At 71.1% G+C, this 11,924-nt stretch carries 13 protein-coding genes and 3 tRNA genes; 14 read left to right on the forward strand and 2 right to left on the reverse strand.

Annotation, left to right across the window (positions count from 1 at the left end):
- The first annotated feature begins 126 nt into the window (after window positions 1-126).
- The 8 genes from ACZ7KX_RS07915 to ACZ7KX_RS07950 all read left to right on the forward strand — a co-directional run bounded on the left by ACZ7KX_RS07915 (window position 127) and on the right by ACZ7KX_RS07950 (window position 4,974).
- Window positions 127-199 (forward strand) — tRNA-Thr (locus ACZ7KX_RS07915).
- Between the two features lie 43 nt (window positions 200-242).
- Window positions 243-315: transfer RNA gene (locus ACZ7KX_RS07920), tRNA-Met, on the forward strand.
- An 83-nt stretch (window positions 316-398) separates the two neighbouring features.
- Window positions 399-563: a 50S ribosomal protein L33 gene (rpmG, locus tag ACZ7KX_RS07925; protein WP_006604855.1), complete on the forward strand. Its 165-nt coding sequence runs from the start codon at window positions 399-401 to the stop codon at window positions 561-563.
- A gap of 132 nt (window positions 564-695) precedes the next feature.
- A complete protein-coding gene (locus ACZ7KX_RS07930; RefSeq protein ID WP_402221063.1) occupies window positions 696-1,154 on the forward strand; it encodes an FAS1-like dehydratase domain-containing protein in 459 nt (152 codons plus the stop codon).
- Window positions 1,155-1,159: 5 nt separating this feature from the next.
- The gene (locus ACZ7KX_RS07935) at window positions 1,160-1,582 is read left to right on the forward strand and encodes a MaoC family dehydratase (RefSeq protein ID WP_470325790.1); all 423 of its coding nucleotides are present in this window, start codon (window positions 1,160-1,162) and stop codon (window positions 1,580-1,582) included.
- Window positions 1,583-1,740: 158 nt separating this feature from the next.
- Window positions 1,741-2,286, forward strand: a complete 546-nt coding sequence (locus ACZ7KX_RS07940; RefSeq protein ID WP_470325791.1) for a TetR/AcrR family transcriptional regulator — start codon at window positions 1,741-1,743, stop codon at window positions 2,284-2,286.
- A gap of 107 nt (window positions 2,287-2,393) precedes the next feature.
- Entirely contained in the window at window positions 2,394-3,851 is a 1,458-nt protein-coding gene (locus ACZ7KX_RS07945; RefSeq protein ID WP_470325792.1) for an MFS transporter, read from the forward strand.
- A gap of 79 nt (window positions 3,852-3,930) precedes the next feature.
- Window positions 3,931-4,974 (forward strand): UDP-N-acetylmuramate dehydrogenase, encoded by a 1,044-nt coding sequence (locus ACZ7KX_RS07950; RefSeq protein WP_470325793.1) that lies wholly within the window; start codon window positions 3,931-3,933, stop codon window positions 4,972-4,974.
- A 51-nt stretch (window positions 4,975-5,025) separates the two neighbouring features.
- Here ACZ7KX_RS07950 and ACZ7KX_RS07955 read toward each other — a convergent pair whose 3' ends face one another.
- Window positions 5,026-6,099: an adenosine deaminase gene (locus ACZ7KX_RS07955; protein WP_470325794.1), complete on the reverse strand. Its 1,074-nt coding sequence runs from the start codon at window positions 6,097-6,099 to the stop codon at window positions 5,026-5,028.
- Window positions 6,100-6,208: 109 nt separating this feature from the next.
- On the reverse strand, window positions 6,209-7,456 hold the full coding sequence (locus tag ACZ7KX_RS07960) for a pyridoxal phosphate-dependent aminotransferase (protein WP_350519871.1): 1,248 nt from the start codon (window positions 7,454-7,456) through the stop codon (window positions 6,209-6,211).
- A 285-nt stretch (window positions 7,457-7,741) separates the two neighbouring features.
- Between ACZ7KX_RS07960 and ACZ7KX_RS07965 the strand changes: the two genes are divergently transcribed.
- The 6 genes from ACZ7KX_RS07965 (at window position 7,742) to ACZ7KX_RS07990 (ending at window position 11,826) form a co-directional block, all read left to right on the forward strand.
- A tRNA-Trp gene (locus ACZ7KX_RS07965) sits at window positions 7,742-7,814 on the forward strand.
- Window positions 7,815-7,964: 150 nt separating this feature from the next.
- Window positions 7,965-8,324 carry a preprotein translocase subunit SecE gene (gene secE / locus ACZ7KX_RS07970; RefSeq protein WP_350519872.1) on the forward strand — a complete coding sequence of 120 codons (360 nt, stop codon included), beginning with the start codon at window positions 7,965-7,967 and terminating at the stop codon, window positions 8,322-8,324.
- A 210-nt stretch (window positions 8,325-8,534) separates the two neighbouring features.
- Window positions 8,535-9,419, forward strand: coding sequence for a transcription termination/antitermination protein NusG (gene nusG / locus ACZ7KX_RS07975; protein ID WP_470325795.1), 885 nt, complete (start codon window positions 8,535-8,537; stop codon window positions 9,417-9,419).
- A gap of 165 nt (window positions 9,420-9,584) precedes the next feature.
- A complete protein-coding gene (gene rplK / locus ACZ7KX_RS07980; protein WP_030232334.1) occupies window positions 9,585-10,019 on the forward strand; it encodes a 50S ribosomal protein L11 in 435 nt (144 codons plus the stop codon).
- A 76-nt stretch (window positions 10,020-10,095) separates the two neighbouring features.
- Window positions 10,096-10,818 carry a 50S ribosomal protein L1 gene (rplA, locus tag ACZ7KX_RS07985; protein ID WP_030290441.1) on the forward strand — a complete coding sequence of 241 codons (723 nt, stop codon included), beginning with the start codon at window positions 10,096-10,098 and terminating at the stop codon, window positions 10,816-10,818.
- Between the two features lie 225 nt (window positions 10,819-11,043).
- Window positions 11,044-11,826, forward strand: coding sequence for a hypothetical protein (locus ACZ7KX_RS07990; RefSeq protein ID WP_470325796.1), 783 nt, complete (start codon window positions 11,044-11,046; stop codon window positions 11,824-11,826).
- The last annotated feature ends 98 nt before the right edge of the window (window positions 11,827-11,924 follow it).

Here is an 11,924-nt window from a genome sequence, read left to right on the forward strand (position 1 = left end):
CGCCTCGGAGGCCGATCGAACGACCTGCCTTGGATCGCTCGTCCGTGCACCTCGCCCACCTGCGGTCTTCGCCGCGGGATACGGATTTCACCTCCGGGCGCGAAACGTGTAATCTCTTCCTCGTTCGCCCCTATAGCTCAGTCGGTAGAGCGTCTCCATGGTAAGGAGAAGGTCTGCGGTTCGATTCCGCATGGGGGCTCTGGTGAGAAGCAGTCAGTTTCGGCTGTGCTGCGGATCACTGTGGCGGTGTAGCTCAGTTGGTAGAGCAAGCGGCTCATAATCGCTGTGTCACCGGTTCAAGTCCGGTCACCGCTACCCCGCGTAGTCGGTCGGGAGATCGCACTCCCGGTCGGCTACTCTTGTTGTGTTCTTATTCGTTGTCCAAGGAAGGCACTCCCGTGGCTGCCACCGACGTCCGCCCGAAGATCACGCTGGCCTGCGTGGAGTGCAAGGAGCGGAACTACATCACCAAGAAGAACCGGCGTAACGACCCGGACCGTCTTGAGATGAAGAAGCACTGCCCCCGCTGCAACTCGCACACCGCGCACCGCGAGACCCGCTGACCTCGTCGTAGGGCATCGGGCCTGTGTGAATTCAGGTCTTCGACTCCGGGCCGCATCCCTCACGGGGGGTGCGGCCCGGAGTCTTTTCCGTATCCGTCCGCTTCGTTTCCACCCGTGATCCCAGGAGCTGCCATGGCGCTCGACCCCTCCTTCATCGGGCGTAGCTACCCGCCCACCGAGCCGTACGAGGTCGGCCGGGAGAAGATCCGCGAGTTCGCGATCGCGATCGGTGACGCCAACCCGGCGTACACCGACGCGGAGGCGGCGAAGGCGCTGGGCCACCCGGACGTGATCGCCCCGCCGACCTTCCCGTTCGTGATCACCTACCGTGCGGCCGGCCAGGTCGTCGAGGACCCGGAGCTGGGCCTGGACTTCACCCGGGTGGTGCACGGCGACCAGAAGTTCGCCTACACCCGCCCGGTGCGGGCCGGGGACCGGCTGTCGGTCGAGGTGACCATCGACAACATCAAGTCGCTCGCGGGCAACGACGTGCTCACCGTGCGCGGCGAGGTGACGGACGCGACCGGCGAGCACGTGGTGACGTCGGTCATGACCCTGGTGGCCCGGGCCGCCGACGAGGCGGGGGAGTGAGCGCGATGGCGATCAGCTACGACGAGGTCGAGGTCGGCACCGAGCTGCCGGCGCAGACGTTCCCGGTGACCCGCGACACGCTGGTGCGCTACGCGGGCGCCTCGGGCGACTTCAACCCGATCCACTGGAACGAGAAGTTCGCCCTGGAGGTCGGCCTGCCCGACGTCATCGCGCACGGCATGTTCACCATGGCCGAGGCGATCCGGGTGGTCACCGACTGGGTCGGCGACCCGGCCGCGGTGGTCGAGTACGGCGTGCGGTTCACCCGTCCGGTGCCGGTGCCCAACGACGGGGTCGGCGCGGTGGTCGAGGTCTCGGCCAAGGTCGCCAAGAAGCTGGACGACCGCAAGGTGCAGGTCGACCTGCTGGCCACCACGGGCGGGCAGAAGGTCCTCGGGATGTCCAAGGCGGTCGTCCGGCTGGTCTGAGGGCCGGCCGGTCCGGGGCTGCGGGCCGGTCGGGCGTTCGCTCGACCGGCCGGGCCGCACCCGGGGGCCGTCCGGCGGAACCCCGGCCGCGGTCGCGGGTCTTGCGAAGATAGTGATTGGCCACTAACTTTGAATGCATGGCGAGGTCGAGCATGAGGATGAGTGCGGACGATCGGCGCGAGAGCGTCGTCCGTGCCGCGATGATCGAGTTCGCCCGCGGTGGCTACCGGGGCACCTCCACCGAGGCGATCGCCCGCCGGGTGGGCGTCTCGCAGCCGTACCTGTTCCGGCTGTTCCCGGGCAAGCAGGCCATCTTCGAGGCGGCCGCCGAGCGCTGCGTGGAGGAGACCTGGCGGGTCTTCGACGAGGCCTCGGCCGGTCTGACCGGCGAGGCGGCCGTCGAGGCGATGTCCGGGGCGTACCTGGGGCTGGTCGAGGACCGTGACCAGCTCATGATGCAGATGCAGCTCTACGTCTCGGTGTTCGCTGCCAGGGCGTCCGGCGAGGAGGAGCTCGGGGAGAGCGCCCGGCGGCTCTGGGAGGGCCTGTTCGAGCGGGTCAGGATCCGGATCGGCGGCGACATGGGGGACACCACGCAGTTCTTCGCGCACGGGATGCTGATCAACACCCTGGTGGCCCTGGGCTTCCCGCCGGACCACCGGATCTGGACCGGCTTCGACGACAAGTGCGACAAGGCCGAGTAGGCGGGCCGCACGGTGGCACCCGTGCGGCCCCTTTTCGGCCCCTGAAAGTTATTGAGCGATAACTACCTGAGACTCCTGGAACGCCCGAGAGGAACCTGGGGGAAGTCATGACGGAGAAACCGGTCCTCGGCAGGACCGCGATCTGGACCCTGGTGATCGTCAGCGCGGCCGGCTTCATGGCCGCCCTGGACAACCTGGTGGTCACCACCGCACTGCCGTCGATCCGCGAGGAACTCGGCGGCGGTCTGTCCGACCTCGAATGGACGGTCAGCGCCTACACCCTGAGCTTCGCCGTGCTGCTGATGTTCGGCGCCGCCCTCGGCGACCGCTTCGGCCGCCGGAGGATCTTCCTGGTCGGCCTGGCGATCTTCACGGCCGGTTCCGCCGGGGCCGCCCTCTCCCCGGAGATCGGCGAGCTGATCGCCGCCCGGGCGGTCCAGGGCGTCGGAGCCGCGGTGATGATGCCGCTCACCCTCACCCTGCTCACCGCGGCCGTGCCCGAGGCCAAGCGGGGGCTGGCCTTCGGCATCTGGTCGGGCGTCAGCGGCCTCGCGGTCGCCGCCGGACCGCTGATCGGCGGCTCGCTGACCGAGCACTTCTCCTGGCAGTGGATCTTCTGGGTGAACGTCCCGGTCGGCCTCGTCCTGCTGCCGCTGGCCTTCCGCCGGCTCGGCGAGAGCCACGGCGCGGACCGGGCCCTGGACGTGCCCGGAACGGCGCTGGTCAGCCTGGGGATGTTCGGGGTGGTGCTCGGCCTGATCCGCGGCAACCCGGACGGCTGGACCAGCCCGCTGGTCCTCGGCGCCCTGATCGGCGGAGTCGTGCTGCTGGCCGCCTTCGTCCGGTACGAGCAGCGCGTGGCCGCCCACCCGATGCTGCCGATGCGGCTCTTCCGCAGCCGCACCTTCTCGGCCGTCAACGCCGCCAGCCTGCTGATGTACCTCGGGATGTTCGGCTCGATCTTCCTGATCAGCCAGTACCTCCAGGGGGTCGGCGGCTACAGCCCGCAGGAGGCCGGTATCCGCATGCTGCCCTGGACGGCGATGCCGCTGCTGGTCTCGCCGATCGCGGGCATCGTCTCCGACCGGATCGGCGGCCGGCCGATCGTGGTGGCCGGGCTGGCGCTCCAGGCGATCGGCCTCGCGCTGTTCGGCCTCGTCGCGGACGGCGGCGGCTTCGACTACGCCGCGCAGGTCCCGGTCATCGTGATCTGCGGGATCGGGATGTCGCTGTACTTCGGCCCGACCGCCCAGCTGGTGATGGCGAGCGTCCGGCCGAAGGAGCAGGGCATCGCCTCCGGTGCCAACAACGCGCTGCGCGAGGTCGGCGGGGCGCTCGGGGTCGCCGTGCTCTCGGCGGTCTTCTCGGCGCAGGGCGGCTACGAGTCGGCCCGGTCCTTCGCGGACGGGCTGGTGCCCGCCCTGTACGTCGGCGCGTTGGCCGTCGGGGCCGGGGCGTTCGCCGCGGTGCTCATCCCGCGCCGGCGCGGGGCCGGGGCCGCGGTCGCGGGCCGGGCCGCCGACGGGCAGCCGGCGGCGGACCGGGCCGGTGCGGCCCGGGTCTGAGCCGGTGGCGGACCCGCACCGGACCGGGGCGGGGGAAGGGCGGCCGGGGGGCCGCCCTTCCCCCCGTACGCTGGTGGGCGTGCTGGTAGAAAACGACGCCCCCCTCGCCCCGCTGACCACGCTCCGGCTCGGCGGCCCGGCCCGCCGCCTGGTGACCGCCCACACCGACGGCGAGGTGATCGCCGCCGTCCGCGAGGCCGACGCGGCCGGTGAGCCGCTGCTGGTCCTCGGCGGCGGCTCCAACCTGGTGATCGGCGACGCCGGCTTCCCCGGCACCGTGCTGCGGATCGCCACCGCCGGTTTCGCCCTGGACGGCACCGTGCTGGAGCTGGCCGCCGGCGAGGTGTGGTCGGAGGCGGTCGCCCGGGCGGTGCGCGAGCACGGCCTGGCCGGCATCGAGTTCCTGGCCGGCATCCCCGGCTCGGCCGGCGCCACCCCGGTGCAGAACGTCGGCGCGTACGGCCAGGAGGTCGCCCAGACGATCACCGAGGTGGTCGTCTACGACCGCACCGCCGACGAGGTGGTCACGCTCTCGAACGCCGAGTGCGCGTTCTCCTACCGGCACAGCCGGTTCAAGGCCGAGCCGGACCGCTACGTGGTGCTGCGGGTCCGGTTCGCCCTGGCGGACCACGCCGGCCTCTCCAGTCCGGTCAAGTACGCCGAGGTGGCCAAGCACTTCGGGGTCGGACAGGACGAGCGGGTGCCGCTGGCCGAGGCCTTCGAGGCGGTGCTGGGGCTGCGGGCCGGCAAGGGCATGGTGCTGGACCCGGCCGACCACGACACCTGGTCGGCGGGCTCCTTCTTCACCAACCCGGTCCTCACGGCCGCGCAGTACGAGTCCTTCCGGACCCGCCCGGGCACCGAGAACGCCCCCGCCTACCCGGCCCCGGAGGGCTGCACCAAGACCTCGGCGGCCTGGCTGATCGACAAGGCCGGCTTCGGCAAGGGCTACGGCAGCGGCCCGGCGACCCTCTCCACCAAGCACACCCTGGCGCTCACGAACCGCGGCTCGGCCACCGCCGAGGACCTGCTGGCCCTGGCCCGGGAGATCCGGGACGGGGTCCGCGAGGCCTTCGGGGTGGAGCTGGTGAACGAGCCGGTGATGGTGGGCGTCGCGCTCTAGCGCGGCGCCCCGGCTGGGCTGCGCTGCGCGGCGTGCTCCGCCGGCGCGCGCCTAGGGTGCCGCAGCGGCGGTGACGGGCGTGCCCGCGGGGGCGTGCCCGTTCGCCAGCCAGGCGTCGATGTCCGCCAGCAGCTCCTTGCGGACGGCCTCCGGCGCGACCGAGCCGCGCACCGACTGCCGTGCCAGCTCGGCGAGTTCGGCGTCGTCGAAGCCCAGGACGTCCCGGGCCAGGTCGTACTGGGCGGCCAGTCGGCTGCCGAACAGCAGCGGGTCGTCCGCGCCCAGCGCCAGCGGCACCCCGGCGTCGAAGAGCTTGCGCAGCGGGACCTCCTCGGGGCTCTCGTAGACGCCGAGCGAGACGTTGGAGGACGGGCACACCTCGCAGGTGATCTGCCGGGCCGCCAGCCGCTCCATCAGCCGCGGGTCCTCGGCGGCCCGGACGCCGTGGCCGATCCGGCCGGCGTCCAGGTCGTCCAGGCAGTCCCGGACGGACTCCGGGCCGGCCAGCTCCCCGCCGTGCGGGGCGGCCAGCAGGCCGCCCTTGCGGGCGATCGCGAAGGCCCGGTCGAAGTCCCGGGCGAGGCCGCGGCGCTCGTCGTTGGAGAGGCCGAAGCCGACCACCCCGTGGTCGGCGTAGCGGACGGCCAGCCGGGCCAGCGTCCGGGCGTCCATCGGGGACTTCATCCGGTTGGCCGCGACCAGCACCCGGATGCCCACCCCGGTGGCCCGGGCGGCCTGGTCCACCGCGTCCAGGATCAGCTCCAGCGCCGGGATCAGCCCGCCCAGCCGGGGCGCGTACGAGGTCGGGTCGACCTGGATCTCCAGCCAGCGGGAGCCGTCCCGCCGCTCGTCCTGCGCGGTCTCCAGGACCAGCCGCCGGATGTCCGCCTCGTCCCGCAGCACCGAGCGGGCGGTGTCGTACAGGCGCTGGAAGCGGAACCAGCCGCGCTCGTCGGTGGCCCGCAGCCTGGGCGGTTCGCCGGAACTCAGTGCCTCCGGCAGCCGGACGCCGTGCTTGTCGGCCAGCTCCAGCAGCGTGGCGGGTCGCATCGAGCCGGTGAAGTGCAGGTGCAGGTGGGCCTTCGGGAGGCCCCTGACGTCTCGCGGGTTCAACAGGCGTTCCATTCACCGATACTGCCGTATGCGGCCCCAGAACGGGAACCGCCCTCTTTTCGTCCCCCGAAGGGGTGGAAGAGGGCGGTGTGCCGGGTGAATCCCGAATGTCTGCTTGACGTCAGTCGCGGGCCTCGGCCAGCAGCTTCTGGATCCGGCTGATGCCCTCGACCAGGTCGTTGTCGCCGAGCGCGTAGGAGAACCGCAGGTAGCCGGGGGTGCCGAAGGCCTCACCGGGGACGGCGGCGACCTCGACCTCGTCCAGGATCAGACCCGCCAGCTCGGCGGAGGTCTGCGGACGCTTGCCGCGGATCTCCTTGCCCAGCAGGCCCTTGACCGACGGGTACGCGTAGAACGCGCCCTGCGGCTCGGGGCAGACGACGCCGTCGATCTCGTTGAGCATCTTCACGATGGTCTGGCGGCGGCGGTCGAAGGCGGTCCGCATCTCGTGCACGGCCGAGAGGTCGCCCGCGACGGCGGCGATCGCGGCGCGCTGGGCGACGTTGGAGACGTTCGAGGTGGCGTGCGACTGCAGGTTGGTCGCGGCCTTGATGACGTCCTTGGGGCCGATCACCCAGCCCACCCGCCAGCCGGTCATCGCGTAGGTCTTGGCGACACCGTTGACCACGATGCACTTGTCGGCCAGCTCGGGCAGCAGGGCCGGCAGCGAGGTGAACTCGGCGTCGCCGTAGACCAGGTGCTCGTAGATCTCGTCGGTGAGCACCCACAGGCCGTGCTCCAGCGCCCAGCGGCCGATCGCCTCGGCCTCGGCCCGGGTGTACACCGCGCCGGTCGGGTTGGACGGCGAGACGAACAGCACCACCTTGGTGTTCTCGGTGCGGGCGGCCTCCAGCTGCTCGACCGAGACCTTGTAGCCGGTGGTCTCGTCGGCCACGACCTCCACCGGGACGCCGCCGGCCAGCTGGATCGACTCCGGGTAGGTGGTCCAGTACGGGGCCGGGACGATGACCTCGTCGCCCGGGTCCAGGATCGCGGCGAAGGCCTCGTAGATCGCCTGCTTGCCACCGTTGGTGACCAGTACCTGGGAGGCGTCCACCTCGTAGCCGGAGTCGCGCAGCGTCTTGGCGGCGATCGCGGCCTTCAGCTCGGGCAGGCCACCCGCCGGGGTGTAGCGGTGGTTCTTCGGGTCGCGGCAGGCCTCGACGGCGGCCTCGACGATGTAGTCCGGCGTGGGGAAGTCGGGCTCGCCGGCACCGAAGCCGATGACCGGGCGGCCGGCGGCCTTGAGGGCCTTGGCCTTGGCGTCCACGGCGAGGGTCGCGGACTCGGCGATCGCGCCGATCCGGGCGGAGACCCGGCGGTCGGCGGGGCGGATGGACTGGTCGGGCTGCGGGGTGGAAGCGCTCATGCCTGCATCGTCGCAGAACCGGGACGGACCGGGCAGCGCGGTTCCAGTATCCGTACGGCTCCGTCCGGATCCCGGCGTCCGGCGATCCGTCGGCGGGCGCCCCGCCGGACCGGACATCCGCCGGGCGATCGATCGTCCCGGAAGAAGAGGTTCGACCAAACGCCCCTCGACCACGTACACTCGCTGCTCGACGGCCCGCCGAAAAAGACCGGAGCTTGAACCGCCTGTGCAGACAGCGGGGAGAGATGCGGTAGGTTGGTCGCCACCGGAGCCGCGAGGCACCGTAGGGCAATAGCTCAATTGGTAGAGCACCGGTCTCCAAAACCGGCGGTTGGGGGTTCGAGTCCCTCTTGCCCTGCTGCTAGATCCGCACTTAGCCCGTTCGCTCCACAGAGCGAGCGGGCTTGATGCGGAGATGGCACCGATCAGCACCGCTAAGCCGGCCGGTCGTGCTCCATCTAGGGTGCGCGGCGACGGTCCGGCAGGACCCGGATTCAGGTGAGGACGAGTGACGGAGACCACGGGCTCCACCGCAACGCCTGAGAGCGGCAACCCCGAGGGTGCCGACGGCGCTGCCGGGACCACGCCTGCCGAGGGCGAGGAGAAGGCGCTCTCGCGCCGCGACCGCAAGCGGGCCAACCGCTCCGGCGACAAGAAGTCCGGCAAGCGGGCGAAGAAGGGCCTGTTCGCCCGCATGGCGCTGTTCTACCGCCAGATCATCGCCGAACTGCGCAAGGTGGTCTGGCCCACCCGGAGCGAGCTCACCAACTACACCACCGTCGTGGTCGTGTTCGTCGTCGTCGTGATGGCCTTCGTGGCCGGTCTGGACTACGGCTTCTCCAAGCTGAGCCTCTGGATCTTCGGCTGACGCAGCCGCCCACCTTCGAAACAGCCTCCCGACCCGGGCCGACCTTCGGCCCGGGTCGAGCTGTCGGCGGAGGTCGTACGCGCCGTTACCGTTGACTCGGTACTGTTGAAGTCTCCGAGGCCTCATCCAGGCGCCCGCGCGAGCGGCAGCGCGCCGGGTCCGGTTCCGGAGCGCGCCACCTTCACCATCTCCAGGAAAGAAGCAGCCACCGTGTCTGAGTCCCCCCTGTACGACGCCGACGAGACCGTCCGCGAGGCGGATGTCGCCGCCGAGCTGGACGCGGCCGAGCTGGCTGACGACGTCGAGTCCGCCGAGCAGATCGTGGACGCCGCGGACAGCGACGAGGACGAGGTCGAGGCGTACGACGAGGCCGAGGCCGGCGAGCCCGCCGAGGAGGCCGCGCTGCACGAGGAGGGCGACGTCGAGGCCGCCGCCGAGGAGACCGAGGTCGAGGAGGCCGAGGTCGAGGAGGCCGAGGAGGCCGAGGAGGTCGACCCGGTCGCCAAGTTCCGCGAGGACCTGCGCTTCATGCCGGGCGAGTGGTACGTGATCCACACCTACGCCGGCTACGAGAACCGGGTGAAGCAGAACCTGGAGCAGCGCGCCGTCTCGCTGAACGTCGAGGAGTACATCTTCCAGGCCGAGGTGCCGCAGGAGGAGGTCGTCCAGATCAAGAACGGCGACCGCAAGACCATCCGCCAGAACAAGCTCCCCGGCTACGTCCTGGTGCGCATGGACCTCACCCCGGAGTCCTGGGGCGTCGTGCGCAACACCCCGGGTGTCACCGGCTTCGTCGGCAACGCCTACGACCCGTACCCGCTGACGCTGGACGAGGTCGTCAAGATGCTCGCCCCCGACGTCGAGCGCCAGGCGGCCAAGGAGGCCGGCAAGCCCTCGCCGGTCAAGCCGAGCGAGATCCAGGTGCTGGACTTCGAGGTCGGCGACTCGGTCACCGTCACCGACGGCCCGTTCGCGACCCTGCAGGCGACCATCAACGAGATCAACCCCGACTCGAAGAAGGTCAAGGGCCTGGTCGAGATCTTCGGCCGGGAGACCCCGGTCGAGCTCTCCTTCGACCAGATCCAGAAGAACTAGTCATACGGTCTTCGGATCCGGGGCGGGGCCGACGGCCCCGCCCCGGATCCGTTTTGGTCCAGCGGCGCGAACGCGTTAGCCTGGTCCGATGTGTGTGCTGGCGGCCGGGTGTCGCCCCGGTTCCGCACGCACCAGCAATCACCTCTCGGAAGGACCCGGAGAGACATGCCTCCCAAGAAGAAGAAGGTCACGGGGCTTATCAAGCTCCAGATCAACGCCGGCGCGGCCAACCCGGCGCCGCCGGTCGGCCCCGCGCTGGGTCAGCACGGCGTCAACATCATGGAGTTCTGCAAGGCCTACAACGCTGCGACCGAGTCGCAGCGCGGCATGATCGTGCCGGTGGAGATCACGGTCTACGAGGACCGTTCCTTCACCTTCATCACGAAGACGCCGCCGGCCGCGCGCCTCATCCTGAAGGCCGCCGGTATCGAGAAGGGCTCCAGCGAGCCGCACAAGACCAAGGTCGCGAAGCTCACCAGCGCCCAGGTCCGCGACATCGCCACCACCAAGATGCCCGACCTGAACGCCAACGACCTGGACGCCGCGGAGAAGATCATCGCCGGCACCGCCCGGTCGATGGGCATCACGGTCGAGGGCTGATCCCCTTCTCGTTCCCTGTGGTAGGGCCTGCGCAGGCCCGAGACACCACAACTCCAATCACCATTCAGGAGCAGCAGTGAAGCGCAGCAAGGCTCTGAAGGCCGCGGACGCCAAGGTCGACCGCGAGCGCCTTTACGCCCCCCTTGAGGCTGTCCGCCTCGCCAAGGCGACCAGCACCACCAAGTTCGACGGCACCGTTGAGGTCGCCATGCGTCTGGGCGTCGACCCGCGCAAGGCCGACCAGATGGTCCGCAGCACCGTGATCCTCCCGCACGGCACCGGTAAGACCGCTCGGGTCCTGGTCTTCGCGACCGGCGAGCGTGCCGAGGCCGCGCGTGCTGCGGGTGCCGACATCGTCGGTGCCGACGAGCTGATCGACGAGGTCGCGAAGGGCAAGCTGGACTTCGACGCCGTCGTCGCCACCCCGGACCTCATGGGCAAGGTCGGCCGCCTGGGCCGCGTGCTCGGTCCCCGTGGTCTGATGCCGAACCCGAAGACCGGCACCGTGACCCCGGACGTCGCCAAGGCTGTCAACGACATCAAGGGCGGCAAGATCGAGTTCCGCGTCGACAAGCACTCGAACCTGCACTTCATCATCGGTAAGGCCTCCTTCACCGACGAGCAGCTGGTCGAGAACTACGCCGCCGCGCTGGACGAGGTGCTCCGCGCCAAGCCGTCCGCCGCCAAGGGCCGCTACATCAAGAAGACCGCGTTCTCGACCACCATGGGCCCCGGCATCCAGGTGGACCCGAACCGCACCCGCAACCTCCTCGTCGAGGAGGACCCGGCCGCGGTCTGAGCCCCAGCGCTCTAGAGCAGTCCGTACGACGGGCCCGCACCCCCTTCACCGGGGGTGCGGGCCCGTCGTCGTTCCCGCGGTCGGAGCCGCTCCCGGAGCCGGGGTCGGGGGTGCGACGGGAGCGGCCGCCGGGCCGGGACCTGCCCGGATGGGAACGCATGCACGAATCGTCGTACGCTCTGCCGGTCAGATCATGTGGAGAGCCCGCGACCGACGGAGTGTGCCGTGCCGCCAGCCCCCCGCTCCGCCGCCCTGGCGGCCGTCCTGCTGCTGCTCGGCGCCGGCACCGGCTGCAGCCTGCTGGCCGTACCGGACACCGGCACGCCCGGCGTCCCCACGGCCCTGCCGCCCAAGCAGGTGGTGCTCTCGGCCGCGCAGGCCCTGGACGACGCCGGCGGTGCCCGGATCGAGGTGGAGCGGGAGGGGCCCGAGGGGCGCCGCACCGCGAGCGGCACGCTGGTCTGGGGCCCCCGGGACGAGGCCGCGCTGACCGTCACCGACGAGGCGGGCACCGGGCAGCTGACGTCGAGGAACGGCGCGATCGACCTCGTCTACCAGGGCGGCGCGGCCAAGCACGCCGACCGGGCCGGCGCCGAGTCGCTGGACCCGACGGCCGGCCCCGGTCCGGACGGCTACGCGGGCGGCTGGACGACCACGCTGGTCACCGACCCGGGCAGCCGCGCCTACGCGATCGCCCAGGCCGTCCCGCTCGGATCGCTCGGCGGCGAGCAGCTGGCCGGCACGACCGTCGCGCACTACCAGGGCTCCGTGTCGGTGGACGGATTCTTCGGCGCGGACCGGGAGTCGAGCCCGCAGCGGCGCGCGGCCGCGGTCGACTGGTACCGGCAGCGCGGGGTCACGACGATCGGCTTCGACGTCTGGGTGGGGCCCGGCGAGCGGCTGATGAGACTGCGCGAGACGGTCCGGGGCACCGCCGGAACCACCGTGACCACGACGGACGTCCCGTCCTCCGGGACGGGCGACGCGTCGCCCGCCGCGGACGGCTGACGGGATGCCCGGAATCCGGTGACTGACGGCTCGGGAGATCCGTTAGAGTCCGGCTGGGAATGACTGGGAGAGACCTGGGAAGAGCCGGGAAGCGGCTC

The sequence above is a fragment of the Kitasatospora sp. NPDC038210 genome (assembly GCF_055600605.1).